General features: G+C 65.7%; 9 protein-coding genes. 4 read left to right on the top strand and 5 right to left on the bottom strand.

Annotated elements, in window-relative coordinates:
• Positions 1–94 precede the first annotated feature (94 nt).
• Positions 95–892, bottom strand: coding sequence for a type I methionyl aminopeptidase (map, locus tag IAE39_RS20565; RefSeq protein ID WP_442968454.1), 798 nt, complete (start codon positions 890–892; stop codon positions 95–97).
• Positions 893–1,210: 318 nt separating this feature from the next.
• Between map and IAE39_RS20570 the strand changes: the two genes are divergently transcribed.
• The 3 genes from IAE39_RS20570 to nirD all read left to right on the top strand — a co-directional run bounded on the left by IAE39_RS20570 (position 1,211) and on the right by nirD (position 8,434).
• Positions 1,211–5,227, top strand: coding sequence for a bifunctional nitrate reductase/sulfite reductase flavoprotein subunit alpha (locus IAE39_RS20570; protein ID WP_201205953.1), 4,017 nt, complete (start codon positions 1,211–1,213; stop codon positions 5,225–5,227).
• A gap of 292 nt (positions 5,228–5,519) precedes the next feature.
• The gene (gene nirB, locus IAE39_RS20575) at positions 5,520–8,072 is read left to right on the top strand and encodes a nitrite reductase large subunit NirB (protein WP_201205955.1); all 2,553 of its coding nucleotides are present in this window, start codon (positions 5,520–5,522) and stop codon (positions 8,070–8,072) included.
• Entirely contained in the window at positions 8,072–8,434 is a 363-nt protein-coding gene (nirD, locus tag IAE39_RS20580) for a nitrite reductase small subunit NirD (protein ID WP_201205956.1), read from the top strand. The genes nirB and nirD overlap by 1 nt, the downstream gene beginning before the upstream one ends.
• 110 nt (positions 8,435–8,544) lie before the next feature.
• On the opposite strand, the gene IAE39_RS20585 is transcribed toward nirD, so the two are convergent.
• The 4 genes from IAE39_RS20585 to IAE39_RS20600 all read right to left on the bottom strand — a co-directional run bounded on the left by IAE39_RS20585 (position 8,545) and on the right by IAE39_RS20600 (position 12,579).
• Entirely contained in the window at positions 8,545–9,495 is a 951-nt protein-coding gene (locus tag IAE39_RS20585) for a 2-hydroxyacid dehydrogenase (RefSeq protein WP_201205958.1), read from the bottom strand.
• A 40-nt stretch (positions 9,496–9,535) separates the two neighbouring features.
• Positions 9,536–10,294: an SDR family oxidoreductase gene (locus tag IAE39_RS20590; RefSeq protein ID WP_201205960.1), complete on the bottom strand. Its 759-nt coding sequence runs from the start codon at positions 10,292–10,294 to the stop codon at positions 9,536–9,538.
• 18 nt (positions 10,295–10,312) lie between these two features.
• Positions 10,313–11,023, bottom strand: a complete 711-nt coding sequence (locus IAE39_RS20595; RefSeq protein ID WP_201205961.1) for a fumarylacetoacetate hydrolase family protein — start codon at positions 11,021–11,023, stop codon at positions 10,313–10,315.
• Between the two features lie 215 nt (positions 11,024–11,238).
• Positions 11,239–12,579: an MFS transporter gene (locus IAE39_RS20600; RefSeq protein ID WP_201205963.1), complete on the bottom strand. Its 1,341-nt coding sequence runs from the start codon at positions 12,577–12,579 to the stop codon at positions 11,239–11,241.
• 415 nt (positions 12,580–12,994) lie between these two features.
• Between IAE39_RS20600 and IAE39_RS20605 the strand changes: the two genes are divergently transcribed.
• Positions 12,995–13,924: a helix-turn-helix transcriptional regulator gene (locus IAE39_RS20605; protein ID WP_201205965.1), complete on the top strand. Its 930-nt coding sequence runs from the start codon at positions 12,995–12,997 to the stop codon at positions 13,922–13,924.

Raw genomic sequence — 13,924 nt, forward strand, 5'->3', positions numbered from 1 at the left:
GGGTTCACCCGCGAACACCGGCAAAGCCGGTGCCATGCACCGCGTCGCATTCTTCGCGGGTGAACCCGCTCCCACAGGGAAATTTGCCGCAGCTTCAGCCGCGGCGCTCCTCTTCCCGCAACGTCAGCACCTCAAACCCATCCTCAGTCACCGCCACCGTGTGCTCCCACTGCGCCGACAAGCTGTGGTCCCGGGTAATCACCGTCCAGCCATCCTTTAGCTCGCGGGTACCGCGCCCACCCTGATTGATCATCGGTTCGATGGTAAACACCATGCCCGGCTTCAGCTTCATGCCCATGCCGCGCTGGCCAATGTGCAGCACCTCCGGCCCTTCATGCATCTGCTGGCCAATGCCATGCCCGCAGTATTCGCGCACCACGCTGTAGCCCGCCGCCTCGGCATGGGCCTGCACGGCATGGCCGATATCACCCAGCGTTGCCCCGGGGCGCACCTGCTCGATGCCTTTCCACAGCGCGTCATAGGTGGTTTCGACCAGGCGCCGGGCTTCATCGCTGATCTTGCCGATGCTGTACATCTTCGACGAGTCGGCAATGTAGCCACCCTGTTCCAGGGTGATATCGACGTTGACGATCGAGCCTTCCTTCAGCACTTCGTCGGCCTTGGGCATGCCGTGGCAGACCACATGGTCCACCGAGGTATTCAGCGAGTAGGGGAAGCCGTACTGGCCCTTGCTGGCCGGCCGTGCCTTGAGCGTTTCGACGATGAACGCCTCGGCGCGGTCGTTGATCTGCATCGTGGTCACGCCCGGGCGGATGAAGCTGTCGAGGTCGGCGAACACCTGGGCCAGCAGCTGGCCGGCGCGGCGCATCAGGTCGAGTTGGGCGGGGGTCTTGAGGATCACCTGGGACATGGGGGAAGGGTGGTTGCTCATGCTGGAATGTGCCCCAGCATAGCGCTTGGGGGTGTGGGGTTGCCACCGCATGGTGCGCTGCCTGTGCCGGCCTCTTCGCGGGTAAACCCGCTCCCACAGGTACATCACTGCCCTCAGGCCCTGTGATATCCCTGTGGGAGCGGGTTCACCCGCGAAGAGGCCGGCACAGCTGGCCCATTAATTGCTGGCTTACCCCCCACCCCGGGCCATCAACGTCGACAGCCCACAACACCTCACGACAAAGGCGCCGTGTTGCCCCGCTTGCTTCAGCAAGCCGGGGCAACCGGCGCCTTTTTGCGTTTCCACAGGAGCCCGCCCATGGCCATCAGCGAAGTGCGCAGCGTTTGCCCCTACTGCGGCGTCGGTTGCGGCATCGTCATGAGCGTTGCCGATGGCAAGGTCGGCAAGGTCAGCGGCGACAAGCAGCACCCCAGCAACTTCGGCCGCCTGTGCACCAAAGGCCTCACCGCCCATGTGCCCCTGGCGGCCGCCGGGCGCATGGAAGATGCCTACGTGCGCCAGCAACGCAGCCAGCCACCGGTGCGCGCCAGCATGGACCAGGCCATCGCCGACAGCGCTACCCGCCTGCGCGCCATCATCGACCAGCACGGCCCCGATGCCGTGGCGCTGTACGTGTCCGGGCAGATGTCACTGGAAGCCCAGTACCTGGCCAACAAGCTGGCCAAAGGGTTTATCCGCACCCGCCACATCGAGTCCAACTCGCGGCTGTGCATGGCCAGCGCCGGCAGTGGCTACAAGCTGTCGCTCGGCGCCGACGGCCCGCCCGGCAGCTACCAGGACTTCGAGCACGCCGACGTGTTCCTGGTGATCGGCGCCAACATGGCCGACTGCCACCCGATCCTGTTCCTGCGCCTGCTCGACCGGGTCAAGGCCGGCGCCAAACTGATTGTCGTCGACCCACGGCGCAGCGCCACCGCCGACAAGGCCGACCTGTTCCTGCAGGTGCGCCCAGGCAGTGACATGGCCTTGCTCAACGGCCTGTTGCACCTGCTGCAGCGTAACGGCCACACCAACCCCGACTTCATTGCCCGCCACACCGAAGGCTGGGACGAACTGCCCACCTTCCTCGGCGACTATACCCCCGAGCGGGTGGCCGCCATCACCGGGTTGGCCGCAGCGGACATCATCCAGGCGGCGCAGTGGATCGGCAGCGCCAACAACTGGATGAGCTGCTGGACCATGGGCCTTAACCAGAGCATCCACGGCACCTGGCACAGCAATGCGATCTGCAACCTGCACCTGGCCACCGGCGCCATCTGCCGCCCCGGCAGCGGGCCGTTCTCGCTGACCGGGCAGCCCAATGCCATGGGCGGCCGCGAGATGGGCTACATGGGCCCGGGCCTGCCAGGCCAGCGCTCGGCACTGGTGGCGCAAGACCGGCTGTTTGTCGAACAGCAGTGGCGGTTGGCACCCGGCAGCCTGCGCAGCGAAGGCGGCGAGGGTACGGTAGCGCTGTTCGAACAGATGAAAGCCGGCGAGGTGAAAGCCTGCTGGATCATCTGCAGTAACCCGGTGGCCAGTGTCGCCAACCGCCAGCAAGTGATCGACGGCCTGCGCCAGGCCGAGCTGGTGATCACCCAGGACGCCTTCCTCGACACCGAAACCAACCGCTATGCCGACATCCTGCTACCCGCTGCGCTGTGGGCCGAAGGCGAGGGCGTGATGATCAACAGCGAACGCAACCTCACCCTTATGCCGCGTGCCGTCGAGCCACCCGGGCAGAGCCTGCCGGATTGGCAGATCATCGCCCGCGTGGCCTGTGCCATGGGCTACGCCGATGCTTTCGACTACCCCGACGCCGAAGCGGTGTACGAGGAAATCCGCCGCTTCCACAACCCGGCCACCGGCTACGACCTGCGTGGCATCGGCTATGCCGAGCTGCGCCAGCAACCCCGCCAGTGGCCCAGCGCGCCGGGTCGCGAACACGACCGCAGCCCACTGCGCTACCTCAACGACGGCAGCAGCCAGGCGCTGCTGCTTGATGCCCAGGGCGAGCGCCCGCCATTGGCCTTTCCCACTGCCAGCGGCAAGGCGCGCTTCTTCGCCCGGCCCTGGTTGCCGGCACCGGAGTTGCCGGATGACGACTACCCCATGGTGCTCAACACCGGCCGGGTGCAGCACCAATGGCACACCCTGACCAAGACCGGCAAGGTGCCGGCGCTGAACAAGCTGGAGCCCGGCCCCTTCGTCGAGATCCACCCCGAAGACGCCGCCCGGCTGGGCATTGCCGAAAAAGACCAGGTGGCCATTCGCTCGCGCCGTGGCCAGGCCGTGTTGCCCGCCCGTATCAGCGACCGGGTGATGCCGGGCAACTGCTTTGCACCGTTCCACTGGAGCGATCTGGTCGGTGAGCAACTGGCAATCAATGCCGTGACCTGCGATGCGGTCGACCCATTGTCGCTGCAGCCTGCGTTCAAGCACTGCGCCGTGGCCCTGCAGCGGGTCGCCGGCGAGCGCATCGACGCCCTTGACCTGAACCCCGCCACTTCGGAGCCCGCCCGCATGCCGACTGCAACCCTGTCCCGTCTGCTTGGCCTGGACGCCCTGCCAGCCCCGGTGCTGGCCGAAGAGGAACGCCACTACCTGCAAGGCTTTTTGCTTGGCCTCGACCAGGCCCGCGCCGAAGGCGTGCCCAGCCTGCCAGCCAGTGCGCCGCTGGCTGCCAGCCGCCGCCTGTTCGTCGATGGGCTGCTGGCCGGGCTGTTTGCGCAACCGGCTGCATTACCGGCTGCCGGCCTGGCGGCCCCACGGCATCAGGTGCTCTGGGCCTCGCAGACCGGCAACGGCGAGCTGCTGGCCGAGCGCTGTGCCGAGCGCCTGCGCAGTGCCGGCCTGCAGGTGCAGCTCAATTGCATGGAGGCGGTCAGCCCGCAGCAGCTTCAGGGCGCCGCCAGCGTGGTACTGATCGCCAGCACCTTTGGCGACGGCGATGCGCCCGACAGCGCGGCAACGTTCTGGCAGGCCTTGCACGGCGAGCAGGGCGCCCACTGCGCCGAACTGCCGTATGCTGTGCTTGCCCTGGGCGACTCCAGTTATGACCAGTTCTGCGGCTTTGGCCGCAAGCTCGACCAGCGCCTGGCCGAGCTGGGTGGGCGGCGCCTGCTGCAACGGGTGGACTGTGAGCCGGATTTCGACGAAGCCTTCACCGGCTGGCTCGACGCGTTGTTGCCTGTGCTGGGCAGCAACGCGGCGCCGCAGCCGGTCAGCGAACCGGCACCAATGCAGGCCTACAGCAAACAGCAACCCTGGGCCGCCCGCCTGCTGGAAAACCGCCTGCTCAACGGCCCTGGTGCGAGCAAGGAAACCCGCCAGCTGGTGTTCGACCTGAGCGGCAGCGGCTTTACCTATTGCGCCGGTGACGCCCTGGGCGTGTGGCCGAGCAATTGCCCGGCCCTGGCCGATGAACTGCTGGTGCTGATGCAGCTCGATGGCCAGGCCGTGGTCGAGTTGAAAGGCCTGCCCGCCATGCCACTGGCGGAGGCCCTGCAAAGCCACCTGGAAATTGCCAAGGTCACCCCGCAGCAACTGCAGGCATTCGCCGACCAGGCACCTGACCTGCAGCGTTTGCTGCAGCCCGAGTGCAAGGCCGAGCTGCAGGACTGGCTGTGGGGCCGGCAGCTGGTCGACGTGCTGCGCGCCTTCCCCCAACAGTTGCCACTGGCCAGTTGGCTGGCGTTGCTCAAACCGTTGCAGCCGCGTCTTTATTCGATCAGCTCCAGCCCGTTGGCGCACCCGCAGCAGGTGCACCTGACTGTTTCGACGGTGCGCTATGGCGAACGCAAAGGCGTGTGCTCAAGCTTTTTGGCCGACCGTGCGCAGGCACTGAAGGTGGCGATCTTCCCGCAGGTGTCGAAGCACTTCCGCTTGCCGGACGACGACAGCGTGCCGGTGATCATGGTCGGCCCTGGTACCGGCATTGCGCCGTTCCGCGCGTTCCTCGAAGAGCGAGAGGCGCGCGGGGCGAAAGGGGGCAACTGGCTGTTCTTTGGCGAGCAGTATGCGGCCACCGATTTCTATTACCGGGAGCAATTGCAGGCCTGGCAGGCGGCAGGGTACTTGCGCCTGGACACGGCGTTTTCGCGTGACCAGGCGGAGAAGATCTATGTGCAGCAGCGCATGCTCGAACAGGGCGCGCAGTTGTGGCAGTGGCTGCAGGCGGGGGCGTACTTTTATGTGTGTGGCGATGCGCAGCGGATGGCCAGGGATGTGGATGCGGCGTTGCGCGAAATCATTGTCGAGCATGGGGGCGTAGATGCGAATACCTATATGGAGGCCTTGAGCAAGGCCAAGCGGTATCGGCGGGATGTGTATTGAGTGCACCTTGATGGGGAGCGATGCACTTGGAATGTGCATTTGCTGTGCTGGCCTCTTCGCGGGTGAACCCGCTCCTACACAAGCCCCGAAGCCCCCGCGCCCTTTGTAGGAGCGGGTTCACCCGCGAAGAGGCCAGCACAGGCAACCTAATTGGCACAGTCCCTGCTTTATCTCCACTACAACAAGCCCCGCTGATCAACGGCGATCAACCTGGGGGCACACCGTGATGAATACAGGCAAAGGCGCCTGGAGCTTCGGCTCCAGGCGCTTTTTTTTGATCGAGGATCGGCTTATGAAGGCAACAGCGAGCAGCGGGCAACGAAAGCGACTGGTCATCGTCGGCAACGGCATGGTCGGCCACCATTGCGTCGAGCAACTGGTCAGCCGCGGCGCCCTGCAGCAGTTCGAGGTGCGGGTGTTCGGCGAAGAGCGCCAGCGCGCCTACGACCGTGTGCACCTGTCCGAGTACTTCGGCGGTAGCTGTGCCGAAACCCTGGCCCTGTGCGAACACGATTTCTACAACACCAACGGGGTGCACCTGCACCTGGGCGAAGCGGTGCTGGAAATCGACCGCGAGCGCTGCGAGGTGGTCACTGCTGAAGGCCGCTATGGCTACGACCAGCTGGTGCTGGCCACCGGCTCCTACCCCTTCGTGCCGCCGATCGAAGGCTCCAGCGGCAATGCCCGCCTGGTCTACCGCACCCTCGATGACCTCGACGGCATTCGCGCTGCCGCCAGCGAGGCGCGCCGTGGCGTGGTGGTCGGGGGTGGCCTGCTCGGCCTGGAGGCTGCCAATGCGTTGAAATCGCTAGGCCTGGAAGCCCATGTTGTCGAGTTCGCGCCGCGGCTGATGCCGGTGCAGCTGGACGGCGAGGGCGGTGCCGCGCTCAAGGCGCAGATCGAAGCCCTTGGCGTGGGTGTACACCTGTCGCGCGCCACCCGGTCGATCAGCGCCGGTGAGGCCTACCGCTACCGCATGAACTTCGAGGGCGGCGAGTACCTGGAAACCGACCTGATCGTGTTCTCCGCCGGTATCCGCCCGCAGGATGCGCTGGGCCGTGCCTGCGGCCTGGAAGTCGCCGCACGCGGTGGCGTGGTCATCGACAACCACTGCCGCAGCAGCGACCCGCGCATCTTCGCCATCGGCGAATGTGCTTCGTGGAACGGCAGCGTGTTCGGCCTGGTCGCCCCGGGCTACAGCATGGCGCGCAACCTGGCGGCGTTGTTGATGGGCGAGGCGGCAGTGGCGTTCACCGGCGCCGACATGTCGACCAAGCTCAAGCTGCTGGGCGTGGATGTCGGTTCGATCGGCGATGCCCACGGTGCCACCCCGGGGGCGCGCAGCTACCGCTTCATCGACGAAGCCAACAGCGCTTATCGCCGCCTGGTGGTGGATGCCAGCGGCAAGCACGTGCTTGGCGCGGTGCTGGTCGGCGACAACAGCTATTACGACACCCTGCTGCAATACGCCCAGAACGGTATCGCCCTGCCGGCCGACCCGGCCGCGCTGATCCTGCCACAAGGCGGTGGCGCGCCGGCCCTGGGCGCCGATGCGTTGCCCGACAGCGCGACCATCTGCTCCTGCCACAACGTCAGCAAGGGCGCGGTGTGCGCCGCCATCGACAGCGGTTGCAGCGACCTTGCTGCGGTCAAGGGCTGCACCAAGGCCGCGACCGGTTGCGGCGGTTGTGCAGCCTTGCTCAAGCAGGTGTTCGAGCATGAGCTGACAGCCCGCGGCGTGGCCGTGGACAAGAGCCTGTGCGAGCACTTCGCCTACACCCGGCAGGAGCTGTACGGCCTGGTGCGGGTAGAGGGCATCCGTACCTTCAGCGAGCTGCTCGAGCGCCATGGCAAAGGCCACACCGGCTGCGACATCTGCAAGCCGGCAGTGGGCAACATTCTCGCCTCGTGCTGGAACCAGCCGATCATGGACCCGGCGCTGGTGCCGCTGCAGGACACCAACGACACCTTCATGGCCAACATGCAGAAGAACGGCACCTACTCGGTGGTGCCGCGCATCCCCGGCGGTGAAATCACCCCCGACAAGCTCATCGTCATCGGCCAGGTGGCCAAGAAGTACGACCTGTACACCAAGATTACCGGTGGCCAGCGCATCGACCTGTTCGGCGCGCAACTGCATGAGCTGCCGCTGATCTGGGGCGAACTGATTGAAGCCGGTTTCGAGACCGGCCACGCCTACGGCAAGTCGACCCGCACGGTGAAGTCGTGCGTGGGCAGCACCTGGTGCCGTTACGGCGTGCAGGACAGCGTCGCCATGGCCCTGCGCCTGGAAGACCGCTACAAAGGCCTGCGCAGCCCGCACAAGCTCAAGTTCGCCGTGTCTGGCTGCACCCGTGAGTGCGCCGAGGCACAGAGCAAGGACATCGGCGTGATCGCCACCGACAAGGGCTGGAACCTGTACGTGTGCGGCAACGGCGGCATGCGCCCGCGGCATGCCGAACTGTTCGCCACTGACCTGGACGACGAAACCCTGGTCCGCCTGATCGACCGCGTGCTGATGTTCTACATCCGCACCGCCGACAAGCTGCAGCGCACTTCGGTGTGGCGCGAGAACCTGGAGGGCGGGCTGGATTACCTGAAGCAGGTGGTCATCGACGACAGCCTGGGCCTGGCCAGCGAACTGGAAGCGCAAATGCAGCATGTGGTGGAGCAGTACGAATGCGAATGGGCCAACGCCCTCAACGACCCGGAAAAGCTCAAGCGCTTCCGCACCTTCGTCAACGACCACCGCGCCGACCCGGACGTGCATTTCGTGCGCGAACGTGAACAACGCCGGCCGGCGGCGCCGTTGCAACTGATCCCTACTGTAAAGGAGGCTGTCTGATGAACCTGTCCAATGCTGCTGTGAACACCCGCGAAAACTGGCAGGCGGTGTGCCGTGCGCACGACCTGGTGGCCGATTCTGGCGTGGTCGTGTGGCTCGACGGTGCCCAGGTGGCGCTGTTCTATCTGCCTGGGCAAGCCCAAACGCTGTATGCGGTGGACAACCGCGACCCACGCTCCGGCGCCAACATCATTGGCCGCGGGCTGGTGGGGAGTGTGCAAGGGGAACTGGTGGTGGCGGCGCCGTTGTACAAGCAGCATTTCAGCCTGCAAACCGGGGAGTGCCTGGAGGATGGCGGGCAGCGGTTGCGGGTGTGGCCGGTGCGGTTGAAGGGTGGGGCGGTGGAATTGGCTATCGCCTGACTATTCTGTATTGCCTGTGCCGGCCTCTTCGCGGGTAAACCCGCTCCTACAACGGAACGCGATCCCAGTGTAGGAGCGGGTTTACCCGCGAAGAGGTCGGCACAAGCGCCTTAGATCACCAACCCCTGCGGCGCACGCCCGGCAAACACATCCACCAGGCTGGCCACCACCATCTCGCCCATGCGCGTGCGGGTCTGCACCGTGGCACTGGCGCGATGCGGCTGCAGCACCACATCCTCACGCTCGAACAACGCCTCGGGCGCTCGCGGTTCATCGGCGAACACATCCAGCGCCGCCCCCGCGATCTCGCCAGCCTGCAACGCAGCGATCAAGGCGGGCTCATCCACCAGCTTGCCGCGCGCGATATTGATCAGGTAGCCCTCGCTGCCCAAGGCCCGCAGCACGTCGCGATTGATCAGCGCCTCACCCTTGTCGGCCGCCGCCGCAAGGATCAGCGCGTCGCTGCCCTTGGCCAGCTGCAGCAGGTCGGGCTCGAAGCCGTATGGCACATCCAGCGCCTGCAGGTCGGTGTAGCGAATCGGGCAACCGAACGCGGCCGCCCGCTGCGCCACCGCGCGGCCGACCCGGCCCATGCCGACAATGCCCACGCGCATGCCCGACACCTGACGCGCCAGTGGCAACGGCGCCAGCGGCGTGGCACTGGTGGCCCAATGGCCGGCGCGAACGAAACGGTCACCGGTGCAGATACCCCGGCACACACCGATCAGCAGGCCGATGGCGAGGTCGGCGACGTCTTCGGTGAGGGCACCGATGGTCGCTGTCACCTGGATGCCGCGGTCACGGGCATAGGCCAGGTCGATCGCGTCGGTGCCGACACCATTGACTGCGATCACTTCCAGGTTGGGCAGGCGTGCCATCAGCGCCTGGCTGATGCCGGTGTGGCCGCCGGTGATCACGCCGCGAATATTGTCGGCATGCTGGCTGACGTAGGCCTCCTTGTCGGCCTGTTCGTAGTAGCGGTGTACGGTGAACAACTGTTCAAGGCGCTCACGGATCTGCGGGATGAGGATCGGGCTAAGTTGCAGCACTTCTGGTTTCATCGGTCACTCCATCAGGAACAGGGCTCATCGAAAACAAGGCTCAACCACGGCCAACGAAGGGCATGTTGCTGGCCATCACGGTCATGTTCAGTACGTTGGCGTCCAGCGGCAGTGCAGCGATGTAGCGCACCGCGTCGGCCACATGGCGCACGTCGAGCATCGGCTCGGCGGCGATCTCGCCATTGGCCTGGCGCACACCACGGGTCATGCGCTCGGACAGCTCGGTCAGGGCGTTGCCGATGTCCACCTGGCTACAGACGATGTTGTAAGGCCGGCCATCCAGCGCCAGTGCCTTGGTCAGGCCCAGTACCGCATGCTTGCTGGCGGTGTAGGGCGCGGTGAACGGGCGCGGGGTATGCGCCGAGATCGAGCCGTTGTTGATGATCCGCCCGCCTTGTGGCTGTTGGCGGCGCATCAGGCCGAAGGCGGCGCGGGCACAGAGGAACACCCCGTCGACGTTGGTGGCGATGACGTTGCGCCAGTTTTCCAGCGGCAGCTCGTCGACCGGTACCGCGGGGGCGTTGATGCCGGCATTGTTGAAGATCACGTCCAGGCGGCCATGTACCTCCTCGATGGTGGCGAACAGCTGCGCGACGCTCTGCTCGTCGCGCACGTCAGTGGGTACGGCCAGGGCTTCACCGCCCGCGGCCTGTGCGTGTTCGACTACCGCTTGCAGGGGTTCCAGGCGGCGCCCGGCGAGCACCAGGCTGAAGCCGTCTTCCAGCAGGGCGAGGGCGACGGCGCGGCCGATGCCGCTGCCGGCGCCGGTGACCAGGGCGATTTTCTTGTTCTGCTTCATTTCGTCACTCCAGGGGAATCAGGCAGCGTTGGCGGCTTGCCCGGCAGGGCGGGGGCCGACGCGCAGGTGCAGTTCGCCGATACCGTCGATGCCGGCGTGGATCGTGTCGCCCGGGTTCAGCGGCGCCACGCCGGGCGGGCTGCCGGTCATGATCAGGTCGCCCGGGCGTAGGGGCAGCTGGCGGGACAGCCGGCTGATGACTTCGGCCAATGCCCAGGTCTGCTGGCTGAGGTGGGCGCGCTGGCGCTCCTGGCCATTGACCTGCAGCCACAGCGCCGCATCCAGCGGCCAGGCACATTCGCTGAGGGGGGCGATGGCGGTCATCGGTGCCGAGGCCTCGAACACCTTGGCCGCTTCCCACGGCAGGCCCTCGGCCTTGGCCCTGCGCTGGTGATCACGACGGGTCATGTCCAGGCCGGCGGCAAAGCCGAACACGTGTTCCAGGGCATGCTCCGGGGCAATGTCGGCACCGCCCTTGGCGATGGCCGCGACCAGCTCGATTTCGTGGCAGAACTCGTCGGTCTGCGGCGGGAAGGGCAGTTCGCCCGCTGCCTCGACCACATTGCTTGCCGGTTTCATGAAGAACACCGGCTCCTGTGGCGCCGGGCCGTAGGTTTCCGGCCAGGGGTAGTTGCGGCCCAGGCAGAACACCCGGCCGACCGGAAAGCGCGCATCGCTGCCACGGATCGGCAGGCTGACGATGGCCGGCGGGTTGAACAGGTAAGTCATGGGTGGATCCTCCTTACTGGGGTGGCCAGCGTATGTCACGGGCTGGCCGGTAAAGTTGGACGAAAGCGGGGTTGGGTTGGACTATCCAAGTAACCTGTACCGGCCCTTTCGCGGCTAAAGCCGCTCCCACAGGGATAGCGTCAAGCCCGAGGGCAACACCGTCCCCTGTGGGAGCGGCTTTAGCCGCGAAGAGGCCAGCACAGGCAGTGCAAATTTCAGCCAGCCGTCTTCAACTCAATGCGATACAACTTCCCAAGCAGCAGCGAATACGAAAGCGTCCCCATCAACGCCACCCCGCCAATGAACCAGAACGCCATGGCGAACGACCCGCTGGCATGCACGATCGCGCCAATCACGATCGGCGTGACAATGCCACCAATGTTCGCGGCCAGGCTGGTAACCCCGCCGGTCAGGCCGATCAGCTCCTTGGGCGCCACTTCCGACACCGCCGCCCATGACGACGAAGCGATACCCTGGGCGAAGAACGCCAGGGTGAGCACGGCGATGCACAGCACGTTGGAGTCGGTGAAGTTCACCAGCACGATCGACATGCCCAGCATCGAGCCCACCACCAGCGGCAGCTTGCGGGCGAACGACAGCGAGTAGCCCTTGCGGATCAGCAGGTCGGATACGATGCCCGCCAGCAAAATGCCGACCGTGGCCCCAATGAACGGCATGACCGCGAAGATGCCGACCTTGATCAAGGTCAGCTGGCGCTCTTCGATCAGGTAGGTGGGGAACCAGGTGAGGAAGAAATACAGCGCCGAGGTGCTGGCGAACTTGCCCAGGCAGATCGCCCACACCTGGCGGTAGCGGAACAGTTCGGCGACCTGGCGCCAGTCGAAACGGGTGCGTTGCTGGCTGCTCTTGACCAGGCCGCCGCCGTTCTCGATGTAGGCCAGTTCTTCCTTGCTGACCTTCTTGCAGTTCAACGGGTCGCGGTACAGGAACAGCCACACCACGCCAAACACGATGCCGACCAGGCCGGTGCTGTAGAACACATGGCGCCAGTCGTAGGTGGTCGCCAGCCACAGCAGGGCGCCGGTGAACAGCGCCGTGCCCAGGTACTGGCCGCACACGTAGATGCTGCTGGCCAGGCCGCGCTCGCGGGCGGGGAACCACACGGTAACGGCGCGGCTGTTGGCCGGGAAGGCCGGGGCCTCCATGGCGCCGACCGCCAGGCGCAGGCCGAACAGCGAGGCAAAGCCGCTGGCCAGGCCCTGGGCCACGGTCACCGCCGACCAGCTGATCAGCGACACGCCGTAGGTCAGGCGCGAGCCGAAGCGGTCGGCGATGAAGCCTGCCGGCACCAGGGCCAGGGCGTAGGTCCAGGCAAAGGCGGAGAAGATCAGGCCCATCTCGACCTTGTCCAGGCCAAGGTCCTTGGCCATGAACGGTGCGGCGATGGAAATGTTCACCCGGTCGACGTAGTTGATGATGGTCGCCACCAGCAGCAGCGACAGCATGAACCAGCGGCGGCGGGTGGGCAGGCGCTGGGCAGGGGCCGCGTCCAGCGCGTACGACGACGCGGCGCGGGGGGTAGGCGTGCTCGACATGAGTCGACCTCGTTTGTTGTTGTTGGTAGAGGTGGGCTGCAGTCCCTTTACTAAGGTGGTCGTACAACGTGTTGAATGCAACGGGGGTTTTAGACCGTTTTTTTCACTGGAGGCGGGGGCGGGCTGAACTGTCCAAAAAAATCGGGAGGCGGGGTTTTGGCCGGGTTTTCTGCTGGGTGTCGCATTTTTAGCGGGCTGTGGGCGTTCAGGGTTGCGCAGGTTTTTGCAGACAGGTTTAATTTGATGAGTTTGGACATCGTACAACTTGTGTTGCCTTTGAGGGCCTCTTCGCGGGTGAACCCGCTCCTACAAGTACAGCGCAGCCCTCAAATCCTGCGCAGCCCTTGTAGGAGCGGGTTTACCCGCGAAGAGGCCCGCACAGGCAACTACCGACCCACAACCCGGAGCCAGCCCAATGCCCCCAAAGCGCGAGGTCCCGACCTACGTCATGCAGCAGCGCAGCGAGCTGATGGACTTCTACATCCGCGACCAGCGCGGCCGGCCCGCCGAGACTGCGCCGCATCGCCACGAGTACTTCCAGATTCAGGTCAACCTGGGCGGTGACACGGTGCAACACATCGGCAGCGTGCAGCGCCCGTTCAGGCGCAACACCCTGGCCTTCATCCTGCCGCACCGCGTGCATGTGATCCCGCACCCGGCAAACAGCGACTTCGTGGTGATCAACTTCTCCCAGACGTTCCTGCTGCCGCACCTGGCCTGTGACCCCATGGACCTGGAAGAGGTGTCGATCCTGCAGGCGCCAGAGCTGTCACCGTTCCGCTTTCAGGAGCATCTCGACTTTTGCCTGGGCGAGGCCGACTTTGCCGAGCTGCGGCAAGTTCTGGACCGCATGCGTGCACTGGATGCCAACCGCCGCTTCGGCACCCGCGAAATCCTCAAGGGCCTGCTGCTGCAGCTGATCGGCCAGGTCTGTGGCCTGTATGCCGAGCCGCTGCGCGAACTGGCCGAGAGCAATGCCGCGCAACTTAGCCGCCGCGCTGCGCTGGGCCGCATGAGCGAATACCTGCGCCGGCATATCGACGACCCCGACCTGAACCTGCAGAAGGTCGCCGCCGCCACCTACCTGTCGCCCACCTACCTGACCCACTGGCTGCGCAAGGAAATCGGCAAGACCTTCAGCGAACTGGTGCTGGAGCGGCGCATGCACGCCGCACGCAACTACCTGCTCAACGGCAGCCGCCCGGTGGGCGAGGTGGCACGGCTGTGTGGCTTTGCCGACGAAGCCTACTTTTCCCGGCGTTTCCGCCAGATCCACGGCCTGCCACCCGGGCAGTTCCGCCGCCAGCAGCGCGACCCGGATACGCCGCAGGTGGCGATGCGGTAA

The organism is Pseudomonas sp. S37 (assembly GCF_016658545.1).
Lineage (GTDB): Bacteria > Pseudomonadota > Gammaproteobacteria > Pseudomonadales > Pseudomonadaceae > Aquipseudomonas.

What these genes read in the sequence shown, in the direction of transcription:
- map (WP_442968454.1), bottom strand. Translation starts at nt 892, where the DNA reads ATGAGCAACCACCCTTCCCCCATGTCCCAGGTGATCCTCAAGACCCCC.
- nirD (WP_201205956.1), top strand. Translation starts at nt 8,072, where the DNA reads ATGAACCTGTCCAATGCTGCTGTGAACACCCGCGAAAACTGGCAGGCG.
- IAE39_RS20600 (WP_201205963.1), bottom strand. Translation starts at nt 12,579, where the DNA reads ATGTCGAGCACGCCTACCCCCCGCGCCGCGTCGTCGTACGCGCTGGAC.
- IAE39_RS20585 (WP_201205958.1), bottom strand. Translation starts at nt 9,495, where the DNA reads ATGAAACCAGAAGTGCTGCAACTTAGCCCGATCCTCATCCCGCAGATC.
- IAE39_RS20570 (WP_201205953.1), top strand. Translation starts at nt 1,211, where the DNA reads ATGGCCATCAGCGAAGTGCGCAGCGTTTGCCCCTACTGCGGCGTCGGT.
- IAE39_RS20595 (WP_201205961.1), bottom strand. Translation starts at nt 11,023, where the DNA reads ATGACTTACCTGTTCAACCCGCCGGCCATCGTCAGCCTGCCGATCCGT.
- IAE39_RS20605 (WP_201205965.1), top strand. Translation starts at nt 12,995, where the DNA reads ATGCCCCCAAAGCGCGAGGTCCCGACCTACGTCATGCAGCAGCGCAGC.
- nirB (WP_201205955.1), top strand. Translation starts at nt 5,520, where the DNA reads ATGAAGGCAACAGCGAGCAGCGGGCAACGAAAGCGACTGGTCATCGTC.
- IAE39_RS20590 (WP_201205960.1), bottom strand. Translation starts at nt 10,294, where the DNA reads ATGAAGCAGAACAAGAAAATCGCCCTGGTCACCGGCGCCGGCAGCGGC.